General features: G+C 65.6%; 21 protein-coding genes and 3 pseudogenes. 10 read left to right on the top strand and 14 right to left on the bottom strand.

Annotation, left to right across the window (positions count from 1 at the left end; translation table 11 throughout):
* Positions 1-162: 162 nt before the first annotated feature.
* Complete coding sequence (gene map / locus AB0L58_RS20425) at positions 163-1026, bottom strand: type I methionyl aminopeptidase (protein WP_364388892.1); 864 nt, start codon at positions 1024-1026, stop codon at positions 163-165.
* Between the two features lie 154 nt (positions 1027-1180).
* On the opposite strand from map, the gene AB0L58_RS20430 reads away from it, so the two are divergent.
* Positions 1181-2191, top strand: coding sequence for an LLM class flavin-dependent oxidoreductase (locus AB0L58_RS20430; protein WP_364388895.1), 1011 nt, complete (start codon positions 1181-1183; stop codon positions 2189-2191).
* 21 nt (positions 2192-2212) lie between these two features.
* Here AB0L58_RS20430 and AB0L58_RS20435 read toward each other — a convergent pair whose 3' ends face one another.
* The 3 genes and pseudogenes from AB0L58_RS20435 to AB0L58_RS20445 all read right to left on the bottom strand — a co-directional run.
* Entirely contained in the window at positions 2213-2770 is a 558-nt protein-coding gene (locus AB0L58_RS20435) for a hypothetical protein (RefSeq protein WP_364388897.1), read from the bottom strand.
* A 172-nt stretch (positions 2771-2942) separates the two neighbouring features.
* Complete coding sequence (locus tag AB0L58_RS20440; RefSeq protein ID WP_364388899.1) at positions 2943-3230, bottom strand: sigma factor-like helix-turn-helix DNA-binding protein; 288 nt, start codon at positions 3228-3230, stop codon at positions 2943-2945.
* A gap of 93 nt (positions 3231-3323) precedes the next feature.
* Positions 3324-3863 (bottom strand): annotated as a pseudogene (locus AB0L58_RS20445) (GntR family transcriptional regulator); the annotation flags it as partial.
* Between AB0L58_RS20445 and AB0L58_RS20450 the strand changes: the two are divergent.
* Positions 3859-4110 (top strand): annotated as a pseudogene (locus AB0L58_RS20450) (FAD-dependent oxidoreductase); the annotation flags it as partial. The pseudogenes AB0L58_RS20445 and AB0L58_RS20450 overlap by 5 nt on opposite strands.
* A gap of 34 nt (positions 4111-4144) precedes the next feature.
* Positions 4145-4741: a DUF4126 domain-containing protein gene (locus AB0L58_RS20455; RefSeq protein WP_364388902.1), complete on the top strand. Its 597-nt coding sequence runs from the start codon at positions 4145-4147 to the stop codon at positions 4739-4741.
* Positions 4742-4747: 6 nt separating this feature from the next.
* On the opposite strand, the gene AB0L58_RS20460 is transcribed toward AB0L58_RS20455, so the two are convergent.
* On the bottom strand, positions 4748-5383 hold the full coding sequence (locus AB0L58_RS20460) for a class I SAM-dependent methyltransferase (RefSeq protein WP_364388904.1): 636 nt from the start codon (positions 5381-5383) through the stop codon (positions 4748-4750).
* A gap of 186 nt (positions 5384-5569) precedes the next feature.
* On the opposite strand from AB0L58_RS20460, the gene AB0L58_RS20465 reads away from it, so the two are divergent.
* Positions 5570-6775: a cytochrome P450 gene (locus AB0L58_RS20465; protein ID WP_364388906.1), complete on the top strand. Its 1206-nt coding sequence runs from the start codon at positions 5570-5572 to the stop codon at positions 6773-6775.
* On the opposite strand, the gene AB0L58_RS20470 is transcribed toward AB0L58_RS20465, so the two are convergent.
* The 4 genes from AB0L58_RS20470 to AB0L58_RS20485 form a co-directional block, all read right to left on the bottom strand.
* The gene (locus tag AB0L58_RS20470; protein ID WP_364388909.1) at positions 6741-7715 is read right to left on the bottom strand and encodes an AraC family transcriptional regulator; all 975 of its coding nucleotides are present in this window, start codon (positions 7713-7715) and stop codon (positions 6741-6743) included. The two genes, AB0L58_RS20465 and AB0L58_RS20470, sit on opposite strands and share 35 nt — an antisense overlap.
* 18 nt (positions 7716-7733) lie before the next feature.
* Positions 7734-8972, bottom strand: coding sequence for a hypothetical protein (locus AB0L58_RS20475; RefSeq protein WP_364388911.1), 1239 nt, complete (start codon positions 8970-8972; stop codon positions 7734-7736).
* A 165-nt stretch (positions 8973-9137) separates the two neighbouring features.
* Entirely contained in the window at positions 9138-9680 is a 543-nt protein-coding gene (locus tag AB0L58_RS20480; protein WP_364388913.1) for a hypothetical protein, read from the bottom strand.
* Positions 9681-9919: 239 nt separating this feature from the next.
* The gene (locus AB0L58_RS20485; RefSeq protein WP_364388915.1) at positions 9920-10363 is read right to left on the bottom strand and encodes a DUF4190 domain-containing protein; all 444 of its coding nucleotides are present in this window, start codon (positions 10361-10363) and stop codon (positions 9920-9922) included.
* Between the two features lie 287 nt (positions 10364-10650).
* Between AB0L58_RS20485 and AB0L58_RS20490 the strand changes: the two genes are divergently transcribed.
* Positions 10651-13953 (top strand): hypothetical protein, encoded by a 3303-nt coding sequence (locus tag AB0L58_RS20490; protein ID WP_364388917.1) that lies wholly within the window; start codon positions 10651-10653, stop codon positions 13951-13953.
* A gap of 249 nt (positions 13954-14202) precedes the next feature.
* Here AB0L58_RS20490 and AB0L58_RS20495 read toward each other — a convergent pair whose 3' ends face one another.
* Entirely contained in the window at positions 14203-14646 is a 444-nt protein-coding gene (locus AB0L58_RS20495; RefSeq protein ID WP_364388919.1) for a DUF4254 domain-containing protein, read from the bottom strand.
* Positions 14647-15212: 566 nt separating this feature from the next.
* On the opposite strand from AB0L58_RS20495, the gene AB0L58_RS20500 reads away from it, so the two are divergent.
* The 3 genes and pseudogenes from AB0L58_RS20500 (at position 15213) to AB0L58_RS20510 (ending at position 17715) form a co-directional block, all read left to right on the top strand.
* On the top strand, positions 15213-16076 hold the full coding sequence (locus tag AB0L58_RS20500; RefSeq protein WP_364388921.1) for a helix-turn-helix transcriptional regulator: 864 nt from the start codon (positions 15213-15215) through the stop codon (positions 16074-16076).
* Between the two features lie 486 nt (positions 16077-16562).
* A pseudogene (locus AB0L58_RS20505) lies at positions 16563-16922 on the top strand (hypothetical protein); the annotation flags it as partial.
* Positions 16923-17103: 181 nt separating this feature from the next.
* Entirely contained in the window at positions 17104-17715 is a 612-nt protein-coding gene (locus tag AB0L58_RS20510; RefSeq protein WP_364389263.1) for a hypothetical protein, read from the top strand.
* Between the two features lie 137 nt (positions 17716-17852).
* Here the strand turns inward: AB0L58_RS20510 and AB0L58_RS20515 are convergent, their stop codons facing one another.
* Both AB0L58_RS20515 and AB0L58_RS20520 read right to left on the bottom strand, forming a co-directional pair.
* Complete coding sequence (locus tag AB0L58_RS20515; RefSeq protein ID WP_364388923.1) at positions 17853-18677, bottom strand: ABC transporter permease; 825 nt, start codon at positions 18675-18677, stop codon at positions 17853-17855.
* Complete coding sequence (locus tag AB0L58_RS20520) at positions 18674-19564, bottom strand: ABC transporter permease (RefSeq protein ID WP_364389228.1); 891 nt, start codon at positions 19562-19564, stop codon at positions 18674-18676. The genes AB0L58_RS20515 and AB0L58_RS20520 overlap by 4 nt, the downstream gene beginning before the upstream one ends.
* Positions 19565-19903: 339 nt before the next feature.
* On the opposite strand from AB0L58_RS20520, the gene AB0L58_RS20525 reads away from it, so the two are divergent.
* Positions 19904-20404 carry a hypothetical protein gene (locus AB0L58_RS20525; RefSeq protein ID WP_364388926.1) on the top strand — a complete coding sequence of 167 codons (501 nt, stop codon included), beginning with the start codon at positions 19904-19906 and terminating at the stop codon, positions 20402-20404.
* On the opposite strand, the gene AB0L58_RS20530 is transcribed toward AB0L58_RS20525, so the two are convergent.
* Positions 20401-20838: a DUF4254 domain-containing protein gene (locus AB0L58_RS20530; protein ID WP_364388928.1), complete on the bottom strand. Its 438-nt coding sequence runs from the start codon at positions 20836-20838 to the stop codon at positions 20401-20403. The genes AB0L58_RS20525 and AB0L58_RS20530 overlap by 4 nt on opposite strands.
* Positions 20839-21081: 243 nt before the next feature.
* Positions 21082-21852: an SDR family oxidoreductase gene (locus AB0L58_RS20535; protein WP_364389229.1), complete on the bottom strand. Its 771-nt coding sequence runs from the start codon at positions 21850-21852 to the stop codon at positions 21082-21084.
* Positions 21853-21936: 84 nt separating this feature from the next.
* Between AB0L58_RS20535 and AB0L58_RS20540 the strand changes: the two genes are divergently transcribed.
* Positions 21937-22281, top strand: a complete 345-nt coding sequence (locus AB0L58_RS20540; RefSeq protein ID WP_364388929.1) for a helix-turn-helix domain-containing protein — start codon at positions 21937-21939, stop codon at positions 22279-22281.
* Positions 22282-22334 lie beyond the last annotated feature (53 nt).

The raw sequence follows: 22334 nt of genomic DNA on the forward strand, positions 1-22334 counted from the left end.
CACCCATCACGGCAACGTCAGGATTTCGGCGCCTGTTTCCGTTACGACCCAACAGCACGAGCTTCGAACCATGCGGCCCACCCATCACGGCAACGTCAGGACTTCGGCGCCCGTTTCCGTTACGACCCAACAGCACGAGCTTCGAACCATGCGGCCCACCCATCACGGCAACGTGAGGACTTCGGCGCCTGTTTCCGTTACGACCAACGTGTGTTCGAACTGTGCGGTCCACTTGCGGTCCTTGGTGACCACGGTCCAGCCGTCGTCCCAGATCTCGTAGTCGATGCCGCCGAGGTTGATCATCGGTTCGATGGTGAAGGTCATGCCGGGCTCGATGATTGATTCGATGGCGGGCTGGTCGTAGTGCAGGATGACCAGGCCGCTGTGGAAGGTGGGGCCGACGCCGTGCCCGGTGAAATCGCGCACCACGCCGTAGCCGAACCGGTTGGCGTAGGACTCGATGACGCGCCCGATCACATTGAGCGCACGGCCCGGCCGGACCGCCTTGATCGCCCGCATGGTCGCCTCTTCCGTCCGCTCGACCAGCAGCCGCACCTCCTCGTCGACAGCACCGGCCAGGAAGGTCTTATTGGTATCGCCGTGCACGCCATCGATGTAGGCGGTCACATCGATATTGACGATGTCACCGTCCTGGATCACCGTCGAATCCGGAATGCCATGGCAGATCACTTCGTTCAGCGAGGTGCAGCACGACTTCGGAAAACCCTTGTAGCCCAACGTCGATGGGTAGGCGCCGTGATCGCACATGTACTCGTGCGCGATCCGATCCAGCTCATCGGTGGTGACACCGGGCGCGACCGCCTTGCCCGCCTCCTCGAGCGCCTGCGCCGCGATCTTGCCCGCGATCCGCATCTTCTCGATGGTCTCCACGGTCTGTACCCAGGGTTCGCGGCCCTCGTTCGCGGTCTTCTTCCACGCATACTCCGGACGCTCGATCGAGCGCGGAACCTCACGGGTGGGCGAGAGCGTGCCGGGAACAAGCGGCTGGCGGGTACGCACTGACATGGAACAAGACTATCCGCACCGGTCAATCGCGCACCGTCCGTGCCCGCGCCCGACCTGACCGCGAACGCGTCTTCAGCGGCCGGAATAGTTCCGGACCACGGTCCGTTTAGGCTAGTGGTTGACGTAGAAACTACACACGAACAGGACTCGAGCTGTGGAACTGGGACTCACGACGTTCGCGGAGCTGTACCCGGTCGGCAACCGACCGGCGCCCACCGCGGCCGAACGGCTGCGCGAGGTGGTGGACGAGGCGGTCGCGACCGAGCGCGCCGGACTCGACGTCTATGGCGTCGGCGAACATCACCGCAAGGACTTCGCGGCATCGGCGCCCGCGGTCGTATTGGCCGCGATTGCGGCACGAACCGAGCGGATTCAGCTCACCAGCGCGGTGAGCGTGCTGAGTTCGGATGATCCGGTACGGATGTACCAGGATTTCGCCACGCTGGACGGACTGTCGAACGGTCGCGCCGAATTGATGGCCGGACGCGGTTCGTTCACCGAGAGCTTTCCCCTATTCGGTTATGACCTGAGCGACTATGACGAACTCTTCGAAGAGAAACTGGCGCTGCTGCTGCACATTCGCGCGGACGAGCCGGTGACCTGGCACGGCAAATTCCGTGCCCCACTGCGCGATGCGGTGATCTACCCGCGCACCGACAATCGTCCGCTGCCGGTCTGGATCGCGGTGGGCGGCAGCCCGGAATCCGTGGTCCGCGCCGGACTGCTCGGCCTACCGCTGGCGATCGCGATCATCGGCGGTCAGCCCGCGCGCTTCGAGCCGCTGGTGGACCTGTACCACCGCGCGCTCGAAGAGGGCGGTCACCAGCGACAGCCCGTCGCGGTACACGCACACGGCTATATCGCCGACACCGACGAACAAGCCGTCGCCGACTTCTACGAACCGTACGCCGGGGCAATGAGCACCATTGGGCGCGAACGCGGTTGGGGCCCGATGACCCGCGCGCAGTTCGACGCCCTACGCTCCCAGAGCGGTTCACTCTTCGTCGGCACGCCCGACTACGTCGCCGAAAAGATCACCGACATCCGTGACACCCTCGGCTTGGACCGCTTCATGCTGCACACCAGCGTGGGCACCCTGCCGCACGAAAAGGTGTTGCACAATATCGAATTGCTCGGCGCCAAGGTCGCACCCCAGGTGCGCTGAAGAACCCGGCGCGCCAGGCATTCATGACGTCACTGCCTCCGGGATGTGTTGTCGATGCCGGGCTTGCGGTGTCGGAAGCGCGCCGAGAATTCCCAAATCGGGTCGCGCGCAGGCGTAGAAGCGATCCCTGGCTTCCGACGCGGCCTCGAGGGCAAATCCGACGGCCTCCGCGGAAACCGACTCATCGGTGTGCAGTACCCGCAGGTCCCACACCTGCTGCTGCCAGACCCGTGCCGCCGCCACGGTCGGACCGTCCGCGAGCAGGAGTATCGCTTCGAGCAGATCCGCGCGCGCATCCTCGGCGGCGACCAGCATCGGCCAGCCTTCCGATACCTCCAATGTTTCATGCCCCGGCCAGAGGTCCGGATGCCTGCCCGCCGCCATCTTGGTGTGCAGCCGGACCTCGTGCTTGATAGCAGCGGCGAAGGCGACATACGCCTCCCGCCGGGCGCCATCCCATCGTGTCGCATGCTGGCGGTCCCATTGCAAACGATCCTTGCGGATATTGAAGTAGTAACCGATCCAGGCCGAAGTGGCACCGGTCACGATCGCGATGGCGGCACTGTAGAGGGCGAACACCGGCCCAGCGTACGTGGCCGATCACCCACGCGCGCAACGGATCTCGGCGATATTTCGAACGGTGCCCAGCCAGCAGATCCCGGCGCATCGTGGCGGTCGGCGGACGGCGGCGAGCTTATCCGGGTTGGTTGTCGTCGAGGCTCTTCGCCACGCCGCGGCCGCCGCTGTCGGTCTACCGGGTGACCTCGGGTGCGAGGGCCGCTACGAGGGCGGTGAGATCACCGCCGAGTGTCGCGGCCATCAGTCGTTCGGCGGCCTCGGTGCCGGTATCCGGGCGCGATGTGGTGCGCGTACGTCGGGCGTGGATATGACGGCGAGCCCGTACCGCGAGTTGGCGCACCGCCGCCGGTGAGCGATCGAGCATCTCGGCGATCTCGCCGTGTGCGAACCCGAAGACGTCGTGCAGTACGAAAACGACCACACAGGCGATGTTCGCGGTCCGCTCGATCAGGCAGGCCACCGCACCGAATTCCGCGCCAGTGACGCACCCCGGATCCAGCCCGGCAGCGACCAGCAGACGAGCGGCGCGAGCTGACCGGTCCGGTTCGAGACCCTACTTGCCGAGCCGGGCTTCGAAGGCGATGCGGTCGCCACGGTAGAGGGAGCGGACGCGTTCGACCGGCTCGCCGTCGCGGTCGACGCTGCGCCGATGCAGCAGCAGTAGCGGTAGCGCCGTGGTGCATTCGAGTAGCGCGGCCTCGCGGGGGGATGCCAGTACCGTCTCGATACGCTCGGTAGCACTGCCGAGATCCACACCGGAGGCGCGGACGGCCGCATACAGCGATGCGGTCGGATCGTAGGTGCCGCGCAGGTGGCCGAAACGATCGAGCGACAGGAAAGTGCTCTCCAACCCGATGCGTTCACCGTCCGCGAGCAGCACCTGCTCCAGGTGCATGACCGGCGTGCCGATGGCGAGGCCGAGATCGCGGGCGGTATCGGCGTCGGCGGGGATATCGTCCCAACCGACCAGGAGCCGACCCGGCACGCGGCCGTGACTGATGGCACCCTCGGTGTAGGAGCGCAGCGACAGCGGCTGCACCATCTTCGGCCGCGACACCACCGTACCCCGACCCTGACGGCGGATTCGGCCCTTCGCCTTCGATGTGGACCAGGCACCGTACGAACACCTCACCGCCGTCACCGAGGAACTGCTTGGGCGCAAACTCCCGCAGGTGGTGCGGCGCTGGGCGGGCGTTTACAGCCAGAGCAGCGATCCCTGCACCATCGTGACCCGCGCGCAGGCCGGCGCGCACATCTGGGTCGTCACCGGTCCGGGTGGCCGCGGCATGACCCTCGGACCCGCGATCGGCGCGGAAACCGCCGATCTGCTGAATCTGTGAGGAGCACCGTGTCGGATAACCCTACGATGGCCCCATGTCAGCATTGCCCCTGATCTTCACCGCGGGCTGGGCGAGCGGGGTCAATGCCTATGCGGTGGTCCTGCTGCTCGGCATCTTCGGCGTGACCGGTCTGTCCGATGATGTGCCGGAAGCACTGCAGCGCACCGATGTGTTGATCGCGGCCGGTGTGTTGTTCCTCATCGAGGCCGTCGCGGACAAGGTCCCCTATCTCGACAGCTTCTGGGATGCGGTGCACACCATCGTGCGCCCGACATCGGGCGCGGTCGTCGCGGCACTGCTGGCAGGCCAGGATGGTTCGCTGCCCCAACTGGCGGCCGGTGCGGTCGGCGGAACCACCGCCCTGGCAAGCCATCTCGTCAAGGCCGGAACGCGAATGGCGATCAATACCTCGCCGGAGCCGGCGAGCAATATCGTCATGAGCCTCGTCGAGGACCTGACTGTCGGCGGCATCGTCACCCTCGCGATCTTCCACCCGGTCGCGGCGGCCGTCTGCGCGGGCACACTGCTGGTGATCGGGGTGCTCTTGGTCTATCTGCTGGCGAGCCGGATCCGCCGCTACCGCATGCGCCGCAGACAACGTCGCGAGGCCAAACGCGCGGCGGCCGTCTGAGCACGTCTACACCGGTTTGCGCCACACCAGCGAATAGCGCCAGAAGACCAGCCGACGCACTCGCGCGCCGGGCAGAATCGCGGCGACCCGCGCCCGCACCTGCCGCGTGGTCAGCGGCGGATCGAGAACAACCGGCATGACATCGTGCGATGCCTCGACCGCATACCAACTCCCCCGCCCACGCGACCGAAGCATCCGAAATACGATCCCGAACACCCGATGTCCGATCGCCGCCGCCAATTCGACGGGCAGTTCCCGCACGAGATCGGGCCGCGGCAATGCCACAGCCGCGATCACCCCACCCGGCCGCACCGCCCGCGCCAATACCGGCAGCACCTCATCGAGGGGCATATGGTGCAACGTGCTCATCGAAACGATCGCGTCGTAGGTTTCGTCCGGCAGCGGCTGTTCCAGCACATCTCCGAGAATGCACCTGACATTCTGCGGCACCGTCTGCTTCGCCAGGTCGATCATCACCGCAGACCGATCGATCGCATCGACATGCTCGACGTGCCGCGCAAGTTCCCCGGCGAACGCCCCGGCCCCACAGCCGACGTCCAACACCCGCGTACCCGGGGTGGGCAGCTGCCGCATGAGAAACCGTTGGTAGTACGCGTTGTGACTCCAATTGAGTTTGCTCATCCGGGACCCCTTGCCACGCGTCCGCGGAAAGTGCTTCCGCACTTGAAATTATGTTCCGATCGCGACGAAATTCCGTTGCGGAGCAGAGGATATCGATTAGGTGCTTCGCGGCGCGGAGGGTGATCGACACTGGCCTGGCCCGGACTCCACGGTCCGGAGTCATTCGATCACACCATTGGAGACAGTATGACCGAGTCGGTCATCCAGCTGCCGACCGCTGGAGAGACGGTTCTCGAGACCTACGAGCGAATTTCGCAACGCGGGCCGGTGGTTCCGGTCGAGTTGACCGGCGGCGTCGCGGCCTGGGTCGCGGCGAGCCACAAGGCGGTGACCGACGTTCTGGCGGGCGACGGCACAGTATTCAGCAAGAACGCCAAGAACTGTGCGGCCCTGCACGACGGCACCATTCCGGCGGATTGGCCGATGCGCGCGTTTACCGATATCGACCACATGCTGAACAAGGACGGCGAGGACCATCGGAGGCTGCGCCGGACGATCAGCGCCGCGTTCACGCCGGCTCGGGTCGCCGCACTCGAATCCCGGATTCAGCAGATCACGACGGAGTTCATCGACGACTTCGCCGGCGAGCAGGACGAAGTCGATCTTGTCCCGCGATTCACCCTCCCGTTCCCGGTGCGGGTGATCTGTGAACTGTACGGGGTCGGCGCGGCGGATCAGTCGCGGATCCGCGACTGGGCTACCACCCTCATGTCGCAAACCAGCACCGGTGAGCAGATGCAGGCCGCCATGACGGAGATGCTGGCGTACCTCGCGGAATTCCTCGAGGCCAAACGGCACGAGCCGGGCGACGACCTCACCTCCGCCATGCTCGCGGCCAACACCGACAACCTGACCGCCGACGATATGGTCAACATGTTGTGGCTGGTGATCATGGCCGGCCACGAGACCACGGTGCACCTGCTGGCCAATGCGATCATCGCACTGTGCGAGAACCCGGCACAGCTGGACAAGGCCCGCACCGAGGACCGCTGGGCGGACGTGGTCGAGGAGGCACTGCGCTTCCGGTCACCGGTCTACAGCGCCAACCTTCGTTATGCCCAGCAGGATGTCACCATCGCGGGCGTCGACCTGCCGGCGGGCGCGATCGTCATCTGGAACGGCAATGTCGGGCGAGACCCGGAGCGATACCCGAACGCCGATGCGTTCGACATCGAGCACGATCACCGCGGGCAGTTGGCCTTCGGCAGGGGCCCGCACGTCTGCCTGGGCGCACCGCTGGCCCGCCTGGAGGCGCGCATCGCGCTGTCCACGCTGTTCCATCGCTTCCCGCGGCTACGCCTGGCCCGGGATGCGGCGCTGCTTCCGGTCAGCCCGCAGTTCATGACCGCGGGCCCGCTCACTCTGCCGGTGCGGTTGCAGCCAGCCGACTGACCACCGATGCCGGCTGGCCGGTCTCGGCCAGCCGGCGTTTGCGGAATTCCCTCGGGGTTTCGCCGTATCGCGTCTTGAACGCGGCGGAGAACCAGGTGACCGTGAATCCGCTGCGCGCGGCGATTTCGCCGATGGTCATCGTCGTGCCGGGACTTTCGAGCATGGCGCGCGCCGCACGCAGTGATTCATCCTGGCGCACTTCACGATACGTGGTTCCGGCTTGCTCCAGCGCGGTACGCAATTGCCGTGGCGACCAGCTCAATGCCCGAGCCACCGCGGCCAGCCGGAGATCGGCGACTCCGATATTGTCGCGCACATACCGGCGTACGGCCTCGGCTGTCTCGGCCAGCTGGGTTCGCTGCGGAGTACTGTCGCCGACGGCCATCATGCACAGCAGTTCGGTGGTCCGGTCGCAGACCGCATTGAATTGACGGCCGGTGAGCCGGGATCGCTCGTTATGGGTGTCGCGGATCATGCTCCGGGCGATGCGTCCGAGTCCGGATTCGAGGTCGAATACCGGTCGGCGCGCGCCGAGTGGTGATATCGCGTGGTCGACCTCGGTACGTGGGATCTGGAAGCCGAATGCCACCGAGCTGGGCACCCCCAACCGCAGGGTCTGATCCAAACCGATCAGCACCGCCTGACCCGGTGCGATACAAGTGGTTTCGTGATCATCGGCGACCGTGAATGTGCCCCGCTCCGGGACCACCAGCCAGTAGAAGTCGTCGGCAGGGCCCCTGCGGATGTGTGACGGCGTGCGGAAGGCCAGCCGGTCGCCGGGCTGATCCCAGCGCAGCAGGTTGTAACTCCCCATGCTCTGGGTGATCAGTGTGACCTGCCACCGGTTCCGGTCGCGATATCGGTGATCCATCGGCATGATGCTGTTCGCCACGGCGGTCCATTCATCGACACCGGTCACGTGCAGTTCGTCATAGATCATGTCGACACCCCGATCACCTCACCGGATAACGATATCCGCTCCACTGAACAAAAGGTCGGCCGGTCGAGATCGGGCGGAGCGTGCCGACCCGACCAGTTGCGCGTGCGGCGCGCGGTTGTGCAGTTCACGCAGAAACACTTCCACCGCCAGCTGTGCCAATTGCTTTCCTGGACAGGTGTGCCTGCCGAATCCAAAGGTCAATGGCACCTTTCCGGCGCTGTCCATGGCCAGTGGATCAGCGAACGCCCGCGGATCACGATTGGCGGCACCGAACATTACCAGCACCGGCCCTCTCGGAAGCGCGGTTCCGCTTCGTAAAGTAGTGGGACGCACGATGTTTCGCTTCCAGCCAACCAACCCCGGATCGAGCTGCAGCACCTTGGCCGCGACGTCGGCGGTGCCCTTGACTTCGCCGAGCAGCTTCCACCACTGCCGATCCGGATCGCCGAGCAGTCGCTGCAGGCCCTGCTGGATGGTGCCGCTGACCGTGTGCACACCGGCCGCCAGCGAGTTCGCGACCACGGAGACCGCCACTCGCGGCGGAATACCGGCCGCGTGCAGATGCCCGGAAAAGCCCGCGGCGTGCTGGCGGCTGTGCGCCACCGCCAGTCCGCTGACGGTGAACAGTCGGCCGAGTGCACCGACCGCGTCGGCCAACTCGCGTCCGCGCATCCGCCGACCGAGCAGGCCCGACTGGGCACCGCTCCATTCCGCCACCGCGGGCCAAACTCGTTCGGGCAGACCGATGGTTTCGCCGATGACGCGGGTGGCGTAGACAATCGATGCGGCAGTCACGTCGAGCGGTTCGGATAGGTCCCCCGAGACCGGCAACGAGTGCCGGAAATGCTCGGCGAGCGCCTCGGCCCGCTCGGATCGCGTATCCGCGGGCACCGTGAAGTACCCGGTCGGTCCCGCCATAGTGGCCCATACTCGCCGATGCAAGACATCATCGGTCAGATCCGCCGTCGCCTTGGCGGGCAGCGGGAGCAAGTGCCGACAAAGATGGCCGACGGCACGCGGATTCGCGGCGATACGTCCGAAACCGACCAGCGGTCGCAGCGCGTGCGCATTCGAGATCTCGGGTGCCGTGGCTTCCAGCAGTTCGCGCACATCGGCGTAGCGCCATACCATATGCAGCCCGGAATCGTGGCGGTAACTGGGCTCGGGCCACGCATGCAGCCGCCGATACCCCTCGTCACGCTCCGAATAGGTCAGCTGGTTGGAAGTCAACTGTGCGAAGGGGAATTCCGCCGCCATTCCGCCTGCCTATCGGTCGAATACTGCGCGATGCAGCAAATATCCTGCCCGACAACTGAACCCACGTATTCGCGGCTGTCCCGAAAACATAACTTCTCTGCCTCGGAACATAATTGACGAGGCGTCCGTGACGTGGGCGACAAGTTCGTCGACCGCATGCGGCGCTCACCGTGGTCGCGGCCGGACGCAAGCCGCCGGGTAGCGCGGTCCGGTGGGACCGGCGCGGTGCTGCCCGATCGGCTTCCGGTCGCGATCGCGTGCCGAGGAATGGCGGATGGCGTAATCCTCGGCGAGCAGGGCGAGCAACCCGGCGCCGGCCAGCACGTCGCCCGATGCCGCCGCACCGGTCCCACGCGCGGCCAGTGCCGTGCACATACCGCAGGGGGCCAACTGCACGGCGGCGACGGGGAATATCCGCTGCACCGCCGCCACAATGCCGAATCCCGCACGCCATTCCAGGATTTCCGCGGGCGCGACCACCCCGGCGCGCATTCGTATTCGCCCGGCGGCGGCAATGCCGACCGCAGTGATCTCGTCGTCGCCCGCGACGTCCAGGAGCAGGTCCCGACAGCTCTGCCACACCCCGCGCGCCGGGATCTCGCGCCACACGAGGGTGCGGCCGTCGATGCCGACGACCCGATCGGCGGCGAATTCGGTGGGACGGAACACCAATGCCAGCGCGGTCACGGCGCCTCCCGGTTCGATCACAGGGTCACATGCGATATCCGGTCCAGTGTCATTGCCACCGAACCGCCTCCGGCTCGTATTCACGGACGCACAGTCTCCCAGCGTAAATTCTCTGCCCCGCAACGGAATTGCGTGCGCGCACCGCCCGGATCATCCCGCGATGGCACGGCGATCGAGGCACTCGACCAGCACCCCGCGACAGTCGAATCCGATTACCCGGCTGGGCAACTCAGCTCGATGGTGCCACCGACATACGCTCCTCACATCAGCTGGGGCAGCATGATGAGCGCGACGGTGAGCGCGAGGACGGACAGGATGATTCCCGTTACCGCCAGCCCCTTGGCGCGGCGTCGTCCGACACTGCCGACGATACCGAGGACGAGTCCGGCAATTGCGAACGGCAGACCGATCAACGGTCGCACGCCGGTCAGATCGATCGGCAGGAAGGGGAGCACACAACCGGCGATGCCGAGGATCACCGCCCCGACGGCAAGCCATGGTCCCTGCCGCCGATCGGTCGGCGGCGGGCCGCCTTGCCATCCGGGGTCGTTCGTATACACCCAGGGTTGTTGCTGCTGAGGAGGATTCGGCGACAGTGGTCCCGACGGCGGGATGGGCGCGGAGTATCCGGCGTTCGGACCGGGAGTCGCCGCGCCGGGATGCCACGCCGGGTTGGTCGGTTCCGGCGGCGGACGGTACGACATCGGTAATCCTCACTCACGAATTCTCCGAGAATGGCCTTCCATCGTTCGCGAGCCACGATAGCCGCATACCGGACGCTCGGCCCGACGCGAGTGTGCCCCCGCCGGTGACGGCTACACCCGACATCACGGGCAATCTGAAAATGGTTCCGTTCCAGGGCGGCGCAACATATATTCGAATACGCGTTCGAGGCATGGGCTCGACCGTTCGGTTTCGGCACCATCCGGCGCATCGGACATATCCTCGCAGCACGGATTCGAACGGCGGTACGACAGAGGGGCAATCGAGTATGGCAGTACAGGCGACCAAGCTGTTGCGCGATATCGAGCCGTTGACGGCCCCCGAGCGGCAGCATGCGATCGCGGCGGGGGCATTGCGATTGGCCGGCACGCCCGAGCTCGGTCAGATACTGGCCGACCTGGCTGAACGGGGATACTACGAGCGGGTCATCGCGATTCGCATGGCGGCGATCGTCGCCGAGCATGAGCATCTGCTGACCGAACTCGATTCGGGCGGGCCGGAATTCGGCACCCGAGCGGTCGTCGGGCTGGTGCGGACAGGCGTGGAGCCCGAGGTGCTGATCGAGCGACTGCCCCGGATGTCACAGCGGGTACGGCGCACCATGTATCGGGCCCTCGGCTACGGTCAGCGCTCCCGACTCGCCGATTCCCTGCTGCCGGAAGTTCGCCGCTGGTTCGGCGCTGCCGAAGCCGCTCGAGTACTGCCGAATTGCTCACCTCGGGTGGTCGCCAAATATTTGCCGGAGCTCGATTACGCGGTAGCGAACTGGGCCGCGTTGGGCCGCAGGCATATTGATGCGGTCCTCGATCATGTCGAGGGACGCGCGGCGGAAGCAGGCGAGTCGGGCTGGCCGAACCTGTGGCGATGGATTGCGGCCGGAGCCGTCCCGGCCGCCAAGCGCCACCCGAATCGGCTGCTTGCCCTCGCCGCTCAGGCAGTCCGGTACACCTCGATCTATGAACTGAGTTCGGCGGCCGGAGCACTCGCCCGGCACGACTCTGTCCGGGTCGTCGAGCTGATTCTGGATCCGACCGGGAACGGCACCGGCATGAGCGGAACCGCGCTGTGGCGGGCGCTGAGTGAACTCCCTGACGATCGGCTGGTGGCACTGGGCACGGTTTACTCCGGATGCCAGCGTGACCGGTTCCTGCACGCACTTCCGCTGGACCGGCGCGCCATTGTGGTTCGACAGATCTTCGCCCGCCCCGGTGTCGATCCCGACCTCGTCCCGATGACCGCACTCGATGCCCTGCCGCGCCAGGAACGTATGGCGCTCGCGCGGGAACTCCTGGACCGGTCCGGCGGATCCGATGAGCGCGCGGTCCGCGAACGGTTGACCGCACGTCTGCCCTGGGACCAGGCCGAACCGGTACTGGCCGAGGCGATTCGCCGCCCGAACTCGGACGAGCGCGCGCAGGCATACCCGCTGTTCATCACGGCGGCCGAGGGCACCCGCGATCCCATGATCGTCGGCGCCATGCTCGAATCCCTGCGCCGCCTGCGCAATGAACAGGACCCGGTGCGCTACACCGCACTCCAGGCGGTCAACCACCTTTCGCCGACGTTGTTGCGCGCCGAACATCTCACCGCCCTCGAACAACTCGGCACCGACGCACTGCAGGCACGCGACTGTTCCTATCCGACCAGGACGGCCATCTCCGGGCTGGCGCGAACACTGCTGCGTCGAGGCATCGAAATCGATGACCCATCGTTCACCGACTCCGCTCTGCGCCTGATCGAAAACCTGGCAGCCCACGCGATTTCCCCGGATCTGGCCGACTTGGACCGATCGCTGCCGCACGGCACGGAACAGCAAATTTTCGCGGCGCTACGCCGACGGATCGACAACGACGCCGCCCGCGACGAATGGCGCCTGACCCTCGATCTGGCCGATGGTCTGCATCGGCGCGCCTGGAAAATCCCTGCTCTGCAACAACTCCTGATACGCGCCTGCGGCGCACGCGACGATCAGGTGGTCCGGCGCGCGGTGCGATTGGCGCTGAGCAATCCGAGCACGCGCGACCAGACCCTCGCCACCCTGCTGAACCGGGACCGCTCGCTGATCACGATGGATATCGTGCAGCGGTTGATCGCCACCCGACGAACCGATCTGCTCGATTCGCTGCTCGGCTCCGCGACGCCCGGACGGTTCGCATCGCCGAAAGTGCGCCTGGTACCCGAGTTCTACTCCGGATTCGACCGGTGGACCCCACGGCAGGTCGAATCGTATGCCCGGCTGCTGATCGGTCATGCCGAGTCGAAGAAGTCGTCACAATACGAAAAGGTGCGGTCGGTTAGGATTCTGGGCCGGCTGCCGGGCAGCGCGGACCGGCTCGGGGAATACACCGATCACCCCGATATATCGATTGCCGAGGCGGCACTCACCGCCTTGGGGCGCAGCGACCAACCCGAAGCGGCGATCGCACTGCTCGCCCGCCACGTCGACACCGATCGCGCGCGCGTAGCAGTCAGCAGCATCGCGACCTGCACCAAAGGCCTTGGCCCCGATAAGGTCGCTAGTGCTGTCGCCTCACTCCTCCACTCCCCCAAGATCACCTCGCGCAAAGAAGGCGTCCGGCTGCTCGCCGAACTTCACACCCCCGATGCGATGGCAGCGATCCAATCGCTGTGGGCGCAACCGGATCAGCACCGCGATGTCCGCCGCGCCGTGGTCTTCGCCTGCCGCTGGCTGCTGGACACCGACGCGGCCTGGCGGATATTCGCCGATGCCGCAGCCGATCCCTCCGTCGCGGATGAAATCCTGAACCTGCGTCCAGAACTGCTACCGCTCGCACAGCGTTACCGCATGGCCGAGCTGATCCGGCAGATAGCGGGCGGCACCGACAGACAACTCGCCGCTCACGCAATTCCGGTACTGAACCGCTGGAGCCGGTGGAGTCCGCCCGATACCGCGATGATGTTGGCGCACCGGATCTGCGACCTCGACGAACTCGGTCTGTGGTTGCCCGCCGCGCAGGCGCTCGTCGCCGATATCGTGACCACCGTGAACGATTCGGCACTGATAACCGCAGTCGATCGGCTACTCGCAGCGAGTGATCACGTCATCCCCGGACGCGACCTACCTGCCGTACAGCGCCTGGTCGGGCTGGCCACCGCGCTCGGCGCGGCGGCCGAACGCTCCGATGCGGCCAGGTCCGCGGCGGGCGCGCTGGCCGATCGGTTGTCGACCGAGCCGTTCTGGCGTGCAGCGGCCAGCAATCTATATTTGGCCCAAATCCGCTGGGCAGAACGCGAACCGACCGCCCGGTTGATTCAACAGGCGAGTGCGGTCGCGGGTGGCGCGCTGGTCGATCATCCCGCGCAACGGCTGAAGGTGACCTTGCCGGGCGCACTGCGCACCGCGCGGCCGGAGACAATGCTCGCCATCGCGGGGGCCCTATCCGGTAGCGGCGAGTTGGCCGGCCTGCTTGCCATGGTGATGCTCATCCAGCAGTGCGGCAAGCACTTCGGCTGGTCGGCACCGTGGGTCGATCTGCTCGCCGCACTGCGCGCACACGAGATAGTCGATGTGCGGGCCGCGGCCGCAGCGGTCTGGATGGTCACCGAATGAGTTCGGGCACTGTCGAATTCACGGTAGTGGCGAATTCGAGGAGCGGCGACTTCGTGGCGGGCGTGCCGCGCCAGTCGACCACGCGGCACGCCGGGCGGGGCGCCCCGTTGCGCCCGCCGTCACTGTGCCGGCGACATTAGCATCCGGGGCGGGTCATTGGTCGGATGACGCGGACCCGGGACGTCGCCCCTCGAGCAGTACCCCTGTGGGGCAGTGTCACTATTGCGGACGAAGGTCGCCGTCGGGTCTTCACTGTTCAGGCAAACGGCGGCGGCCACCGGCCACGTCGGTTACCAGATCAGTGTAGCCGTCGACGAGTTCTGCCAAGTGGTACCAGTGTTTATGGGTATTGTCGCTGCGCGCACCATCGACATCGATCGCCGTGTTGGCGTCCACCCAACTGCGCGCCATTCGATCAACCACCGCACCGAGGCTCTCGGTATGTAGCGAGGCACCATTGCGATGCTGCGGGATCTCCTGCGCAATCCACTCATTGATATCGTCGATGAGTTCGCTACGACGGCAATCGATTTCGGCAACGAGGTTCATGTCTTGAACCTCGGCACGGCGTGCGTGCAGTTCGGCGAGAGCGTGTGCGGAACGCAGTAATTCACGATCTTGAAAACGTCGCCCCTGAAATGCGCACAATATCTGCGGAGCGGTCGGCAGCACCCCCACCGTCGGCGCGCTCATCGCCGTACCCCGAATTCACCCGACACCAACGCGCTTTGTACCAACATGATTGGCTCTCGATTCGGTTATCCCGGTCATCGGATCGGTTCTTCACAACTAGCGTAGCTGGATCATGCTCTTACAAATGCAAGAACGCAAGAGTGCGTTCTCATTGCTGCGGTAACAACCGGATCACCGCGCCGCGAACCCCACTGACAGCTGGTGACAACGACTTTCACGCTCGATACTCGATGGGAACTGAACCGGTGGCCAAGAGTTTGCCACATTCCGGCCCGGCGCGTGGGCGGTATGCGATCGGCCGCCCGCTGGGCTCGGCGTGCCGCGGTCCGCCGATCCCGTGTCGCCTACCCGGCGCCACGGCGACAGGGACGAATACCCCATATCCGGCCATCGCCGCGCGGATCTGCCGTGACGAGGGCATATCGCATCGAAAACTCCGAACTTCGTTGCTGCGAAAGGCGGTAGTCTCTGATCACACTGCGATTGCATATTCGCGGTGGTTGGCGGGCACTCACCACAACATGTACGCAAGAGTGCTAACCAGTGCGCAGGGCGAAAGGGTTGTCATGGCAGGCAAGCGCACAGTTCTCACCGCGGGTTTGCGGCGGCTCTCGGTGCTGCTGACCGAGATGCGCGATCATGCGGGGCTGAGCAAAGAGGATGTCAGCGGCAAGACCGGCATCAATATCACCACGCTGTACCGCATCGAGACGGCGCAGGCGCGGCCGCAGCGGCGCACGCTGATGGCGATGCTGGATCTCTACGACGTCACCGAACAGCAGCGCACCGACGCGCTCGAGCTGCTGTCGGACGCACTCAAGCCCGGTATGTCCCGCCCATACGAGGCGACGCTGACCGAGGTGCACGCGGCCTATATCAACTTCGAATCCGAGGCGCTCTCGGCCCGGCACTACCAAACCTCCTACATCCCAGGACTATTGCAGACCTCGGAGTACGCCGAGGCCGTCATCGACACCAATATGCCGAAGCTGGACGGTGCCACCGTGCAGCACAATGTGCGAGCGCGGATGGATCGTGCCATGCATCTCACCAAACCGGATCCGCTCGAGCTGTGGGTGGTGCTCGACGAGGCGGCGATCCGGCGCATGGTCGGCGGGCCCGATGTCATGAAGGCACAGCTGAAGCGACTGCTCGACGATTCGCAGATGAAAAACGTTATCCTGCAGATACTTCCGTTCAGCGCGGGGGTGCATCCCGGCATGGCCGGATCCTTCACGCTGCTGGACTTCAAGGATCCGGCCGATCCCGAGCTGGTGTATGTCGAGGGCATCGCCGGCGATCAACTGATCGAGGGGCATCCCCAGATCCGCCGCTTCGGCATCATTTTCGACCAACTGCGCGCCATGGCGCTCAGCCCGCGTGACTCCATGGCACTGATCGACAGGGCCACCATGGAGATGACCTGTTGACATCCTCTCCGCGGCTCGAGCCGGGGGATTCCAACTTTGAACATCGGTACCTCGACGATCTGTGTGCCCGTGTACCGGGCAGCGCTCCGCAACGCCAACTCCAGCCGATGCCACCCCATCGCGAGGATCGCCCGATTCAACCCGGCCTGCTGAGCGACCCACACCGCCGATATTCGCGTCGCTGTTCGAGCCGGGTAAGAAGACCGGACGATCCGCGTGTGGGATCTCTCGACAGGGCAGTGCGCGCGGGTGCTCGATCACCACGGCGACCTCGGTCCTACTCTGCGGGTCGGGGTCAGCGCTGACGGTGAGTTTGCCGTCGGCGCCACCGAATTCGAGGTGCGATTCTGGAGCCTGAGCAGCGGCAGCTGCGCGTGGGCGGCGAAGGCGATGCCACACCGGTTGTCAGGAGGCGGGAACGAGCTCGCGGTGGGTGGCAGGTTCACGTTCACCGCCTTCGGCGACTGCGCAATCCACATGTGGGACATGGAAACCGGGCGCAGGGTGCAATTTTTCGAGGGACATCCGACCGGTGTCGAGATCGTTCGCGCGAGCGCGGACGGCAGCGTTCTCGTATCGGCCGGTGTCGGGGACATCCGGGTGTGGCAGACAGCATCCGGGCGCGAGTGTCGCACGCTGACCGGTCACACCGGGGCAATCAATGACCTGAGTGTTGGTCTCGACGGCAGCGTGGCGATATCGGCGGGGACGGACGGGACGCTGCGTGTGTGGGACCTGACCCATGCGACCTGCCTGTACACCCTCGAAGGACATAGCCGGCCGGTGACGTCGGTCGTGCTGGGTTCCGACTGCCACACCGCGTTGTCCGCGAGTGCGGATCGCACCTTGCGTGCGTGGGAGCTGGACTGGGACTACGACTACGGTGGCGGCGCCGACCCGCGGGTGGGTGAATCCGCAGCTACGGATCTTCGCGAGCTCACCGACGCCCTCGCGGCCGTAGAGCCGTGGGTCCGGATGGCAGCGCGGTATTTTCACGCGCCGCATCTAATTGGTTGCCGAGAAGACTGTGCGGGTCCTCATCGAGGAACTCGACCGAGCTCGCGAGGAGACGCGGCCCACTGGCGACCTCACCGAGGAACTGCTCCGTCATCGAGACCTCGACCTGCTCTTCGCCCGGATCGAGGAACAGGCGGTAGAAGTGGTCCGCCGCACGAACCGCGCGCGCGCTTTGCCGCGGATCTTGGAGCACAAACATCCCGCAAGTGCCATCGAAGAGATAACCGCCCACGGTGTGCGCAGATTGAACCTGGACTATGCCTCGACCCGGCTGCCCGTCGTCCGGATCATCACCGCCCTGGAGCGCGGCGTCGCTTCCGTCATAGGGCTTGCGGGAGCCGTCGAACGCGCCCTTGACCCGACCGCTGCCTCGGATTTCACCTTGGATCGAAGTATCGCCCTGGCTCACGACCGTGCACACGCTCTCGAGCGCACCGTGGCCGCAATGATGCGCGCGCTCAACGACTTTGTGGGAGCGGATCTGCACGGCGCCGATCCGGCGCAAATCCCGCTGACCGGCGTCGTCTGGTCGAACACTACGCAATGGCCGCCGGACCGGTATCGGTCGATCGTGCGTGCCTCCGTCGAGATCCGCCCCGGCGTCTTCGTCATCCGGGTGTAACGCCATGCCTGCCGCTGTGACGTTGCCACTCGCTCGCTATCGCAAAACATGTTCGAACCCGGTCTCGTCGGGTCGCGAGACGATGCGCTGGCCTCGCGGCCTGAACCGAGGGTCTGCGCGCGCCAAGGTTTCTCTGATCAGCTCCGGCTGGCCCGCCGATAGCCGACCGCCGCGGGAATCGCGAAGACCACGAGCGCACCGAGACACCAGGCAAGGGTGGCCAAGAGTGGACCACGCACCGGACCGCCGAGTGACAGCCCGCGCATGGCATCAATGGCGTAGGACATCGGCTGATGCTGCACGATCGGCTTGGCCCATTTCGGGTACGCGACCAGCGGTACGAATCCGGAACTGAAGAACATCAGCAGTGACGAACCGAGCGAAACCGCCTCGACCAGAGCGGCTTTCGCACTGAATACGGCCACCGCCGTCACCATGGTGGAGAAGGCGATACCGAACAGCAGCGGCACCCCGAACAGCGCGATGCTCGCGACCATGCCCTGCTGGAATCGGAAGCCGAGTGCGACACCCACCGCGAACAACACCGCGGTGCACAACAGGATCCGGATCGCCTCGGCCAGGATCCGCGCGGCGAGTCCGGACGCGCGGTGCACCGGCAATACCCAGAAGCGGGCGAGCAGCCCCTCGTCGCGTTCGCGACCGAGGGTGATGGCACCGGCCACCGATCCGGACATCACGCCGACCAGCGCTACCATCGGCACCGAACCGTAGAGCGCACTCGCGCCGGAGAAGGCCGAAATCTGGCGTCCGAGCACGGTATTCAGCATCACCAGCAGCAGCGCGGGAAACAGCAGCGACTGCACGACGGTCAGCGGATCACGCCACCAGCGCACCAGCAACCGCTTGGTCTGGATCAGCGTCTGCGGGATAAGCAGCCGCCAGGTCTCGGTCCGACCGGAGACCTTGGGCAGTTCCTCGGTGCGAGTCAGTACCTCGGTCATGCCGACCTCCGGATCGAAACGTATACCGCCCCCACACCGAAGAGGATGGTCTGACCGAGCGTCCAGGCCATCGCGGGCCCGAAGATCGACCAGCCGACCACGCCTGCATTGCCCGATGGGTCACCGGCCAGCGCCCGCAGCCCGTATACGTAATGCGATACCGGTTGGTTGCGCGCGAAGCCCTGGATCCAGTGCGGGAATTGGTGGGCCGGGGCAAATCCGGTGGAGACCATGCCGAGGATCAGCTGCGGCAGGATGAGCGCCTGTGTGGTCGCCTCCGGACTCTTGGTCAGGCTGCCGAGCAGATCGGCGCCCAGGCACAGCGTCAGTCCGATCAGCAGCGCGAAACCGACGAAGCCCAGCGTGTCCCACCAGCTTCCATAGAAGCGGAAACCGATCACATAGCCGCATACCAGCGCCGCGGCCAAGGCGACCGCGGCCCGGTACATCCCGGCGGTGACGCGCGCCGCCAGCGGCACCGACGAGCCCATCGGCATCGATCCGAAGCGGATATTGAGCCCGTCCTTGGCGTCGGAGGCGGCCCGGAATGCCGCGGTGATCGCACAGAAGGCGATCGCCTGCATCACGATCATCGGCATGAGGAATTGGGCATAGCTGCTCAGGCCGTGCCCGTAGACGGTCATCACGAGGTTGAGCGGCACATAGAAGCCGACGGTGAAGACCACTGGCGCAAGCAGTGCGGTGATCAACTCACCATTGCGCCAGGACGGCCGGACCAGGCGGCTGGTCAGCGCCCACCATTGCGCCACCGTCGCCGTGCGCGGCGGCGGTGCGTCCACCAGCCGCTCGCTGCTCAGTCGGCGTAGCTCGCCGTCGCCCCGTTCCCGCTGGACGGTGCTCGAACCCGCGTCACCACCGCTGTTCATCTGCACGCTCCCATCCTGCGCGTCACCCGTGCCGTTCGGTCGGGAACGCGCTGGTCTCAGCATGTCGATACCGCATTGTCATTCTCGCTCGCTTTCGTCCCCCGCCGACCGAAAATCGGGCACGCCGCGGACCGGCGGACGACGGGTCGTCGTCCAATCTCGCCGCACCGACGATATTTCGATACCGCCCCCGAGTGTCGGCACTGTGACTCCGAGGGGTGATGAATCCCCACCAAGGTGTCCCCCTTTGCGTGAACTATGTAGTGTTGCTATAGGTTTCGCCGGATTGTCCGGTTCGCGAGGTGACTACCGCGCGTGGGGTGAGTAATGTATGCCCCGATGACCAGCATGGAAGCCCGGATCCGCGAAGCAGCGCGGACCGTGCCCCTCCCCAGTCCGTGGAATCTGTCCGCCTACCTCGCAAATATCGCCGCGCATCGCGGTCGTTCCATCTCGCTGCAGGCGGTCCCCGCGGCCGCGCTCGCGGATATCGGGTGTCGTGGCAGTGGACTCTGGGTGACACGCGGTCGCGACGACATCATCGTCTACGACGCGTCCGCCACCGGGCGCAATGCGGACCACATCATCCTGCACGAGATCGGCCACATGCTGTTCGGGCACGGCAAGCAGGACACGGCGGCGGGCGAGCCGATCACACCGTCGCTGGCCACACTGTTGCCATCCATCTCGCCGTCCTCCATCAGGCACGTACTCGGCCGCGAGTATTTCGGCGCCGACCGCGAACGGGAAGCGGAGGTATTCGCCGATATGACCATGGTCTACGCCACGCTGCCGCGCCGCCCAGCGCGTTCGTTCCGCCTGTTCGGGCGCGGGCGCTAGCCACCGGGTAGTCGGCGGGCGCCCTCGCGCAGATCGTCGATGAGATCCTGATAAATATCCGCCAGCTCGTTGAGCTGCACCCAAGCGTCATAGAAGACCGCTTCCGGCGCCGCGGACAGTGGCACGAAGGCCTGTGTGGTCAATCTGGCCAGCCGATCCACCAGCTGGCCGACGGTTTCGGAATGCAGCCGCGCTGCGGCGCACGGCACCGGCATCGCCAGCGTCACCCAGCGGTCGATCGACCGCGTCAGTTGGGCGCGCCGCCGATCCAGCTTGGCCATCTCGGATATCGGCGTTCGCTCACGAATTTCGTGTAGCTGCGCCAACTCCCCCGCGGCCTCCAGCATCGGATGATCGTCGTGCGGCAGCCCGCGGCAGGCGGCCAGCAACGTATCCCGGCCCGGAACTATCCGGCAATTTCCGACATCGCTCATCTCGGCCTCCTGCCGACGCCGGAGCCCGCAGCCGTCGGCCAACCGCCCGACCAGCAATGTCGTTGCCGCACGGCACGACCGCGCTCCTCGCCCTCGATTATCGACCCAGATCCCCGCCCACAACCAGAAACCGACGATATCAATTTGTTATAGACATGCACGCCAATGGCAAATCTTCAGTAACCAGAACTATGGTCCGACAGTCGATCGAGCGGGTGCGCGGAGTCACACCGAACCGTTCGACTAGGCGGGGATCTCCTCGGCCAGTCCGTCCGCGAGATAGTCCTGACCGCCGACGTAGAACGTGCGACCGGATTCGCTTGCCGCACTTGCGGCTTCGGCGACGACGGCGGCGAACTCCGTGACGGTCGGCAGTGTGCCGTGATCGCGGCGGGCCGAAACCGCCTCCGGATTACGGCGTTCCAGCAGGCGAACGATGATCGTGCCATCGATCATGTCGCCGGACACCACATTCAAACCGATGCCGCGTTCGGCCAGCTCCGGAATCATTGCGCGCAAGGCATCTTCGCCGGCACGCTTGCTGGCGGCGATCGGCTCATAGTCCGCCGGAACGGGTTTGCGGCCGTGGAAGTGGGCCTGATGGCTGGTCACGAAGACGATCCGGCCACCGGATGGCAGGTGCGGCAATACCTCTCGCACCAGACGGACCTGTGCGTCACGGTTCAATGCCATCGCATAGTCGGGCGCGGCATTGCGCTCGAGTCCGCCGGACGCGTTGAGCACCAGCACATCCAACCGCCCGAATTCAGCGACCACATCGGCGATCAGAGCCGCCGTGGCGTCGGCATCCGCGATATCCGCACCCGCGATCGACGCACTGCCACCGGCCGCCCCGATCTCATCGGCGATCGTCCGGGCACGCTTGCGCTTCTCCCGATAGTTGATGATCACATGATCACCGCCTGTCGCCAGCACCTTCGCCGTCTCGGCCCCTATCCCCCGCGACGCGCCGGTGATCAGCACAATTCGTCGTTCCGTCGAGTCGCCCACCATCTGCCTCTCGCTTGTGTTGATTGTTCGCTCGCTCATCCAACCCACAGCAACGCTTCTAATTTAGAATCACTATGGTAGTTCGAAATGAGAAGTGCAAATGGCGCCAAGCCGTCGCGCGGGCGAAACGACCCGGCGCACGCGCCCATGCTGGCCACCATGGAGCTCATCGGCCAACGCTGGATCCTGCGCGTCCTCTGGGAATTGGCACCCGGCCGCCTCGGCTTCCTCGAACTGCGCCGCCGCATGGGCAACTGCTCGTCGAGCATGCTCTCGACCCGCCTGCAACATCTCCAGAGCGCGGGGGTGATCACCAAGAACGCGGACAAGACCTACGAACTCACCCCCGCTGGCCACGAACTCACCACGGCCTTGCAACCACTGTGGAGCTGGTCCGAACGCTGGACCCCGCAAACCCCCGCGTCCGACTAGGACACACAACAAAGGCGGCCCCCGCACTGCCGGGAACCGCCTTCGTCTACGAC

The organism is Nocardia sp. NPDC052112 (genome assembly GCF_040680135.1).
Classification (GTDB): domain Bacteria; phylum Actinomycetota; class Actinomycetes; order Mycobacteriales; family Mycobacteriaceae; genus Nocardia.

Coding starts and splice junctions, on each gene's coding strand:
- AB0L58_RS20515 (WP_364388923.1), bottom strand. CDS start 18,677: ATGACCGAGGTACTGACTCGCACCGAGGAACTGCCCAAGGTCTCCGGT.
- AB0L58_RS20465 (WP_364388906.1), top strand. CDS start 5,570: ATGACCGAGTCGGTCATCCAGCTGCCGACCGCTGGAGAGACGGTTCTC.
- AB0L58_RS20495 (WP_364388919.1), bottom strand. CDS start 14,646: ATGAGCGCGCCGACGGTGGGGGTGCTGCCGACCGCTCCGCAGATATTG.
- AB0L58_RS20525 (WP_364388926.1), top strand. CDS start 19,904: ATGACCAGCATGGAAGCCCGGATCCGCGAAGCAGCGCGGACCGTGCCC.
- AB0L58_RS20455 (WP_364388902.1), top strand. CDS start 4,145: ATGTCAGCATTGCCCCTGATCTTCACCGCGGGCTGGGCGAGCGGGGTC.
- AB0L58_RS20520 (WP_364389228.1), bottom strand. CDS start 19,564: ATGAACAGCGGTGGTGACGCGGGTTCGAGCACCGTCCAGCGGGAACGG.
- AB0L58_RS20535 (WP_364389229.1), bottom strand. CDS start 21,852: ATGGTGGGCGACTCGACGGAACGACGAATTGTGCTGATCACCGGCGCG.
- AB0L58_RS20485 (WP_364388915.1), bottom strand. CDS start 10,363: ATGTCGTACCGTCCGCCGCCGGAACCGACCAACCCGGCGTGGCATCCC.
- AB0L58_RS20475 (WP_364388911.1), bottom strand. CDS start 8,972: ATGGCGGCGGAATTCCCCTTCGCACAGTTGACTTCCAACCAGCTGACC.
- AB0L58_RS20490 (WP_364388917.1), top strand. CDS start 10,651: ATGGCAGTACAGGCGACCAAGCTGTTGCGCGATATCGAGCCGTTGACG.
- AB0L58_RS20530 (WP_364388928.1), bottom strand. CDS start 20,838: ATGAGCGATGTCGGAAATTGCCGGATAGTTCCGGGCCGGGATACGTTG.
- map (WP_364388892.1), bottom strand. CDS start 1,026: ATGTCAGTGCGTACCCGCCAGCCGCTTGTTCCCGGCACGCTCTCGCCC.
- AB0L58_RS20470 (WP_364388909.1), bottom strand. CDS start 7,715: ATGATCTATGACGAACTGCACGTGACCGGTGTCGATGAATGGACCGCC.
- AB0L58_RS20460 (WP_364388904.1), bottom strand. CDS start 5,383: ATGAGCAAACTCAATTGGAGTCACAACGCGTACTACCAACGGTTTCTC.
- AB0L58_RS20540 (WP_364388929.1), top strand. CDS start 21,937: ATGAGAAGTGCAAATGGCGCCAAGCCGTCGCGCGGGCGAAACGACCCG.
- AB0L58_RS20500 (WP_364388921.1), top strand. CDS start 15,213: ATGGCAGGCAAGCGCACAGTTCTCACCGCGGGTTTGCGGCGGCTCTCG.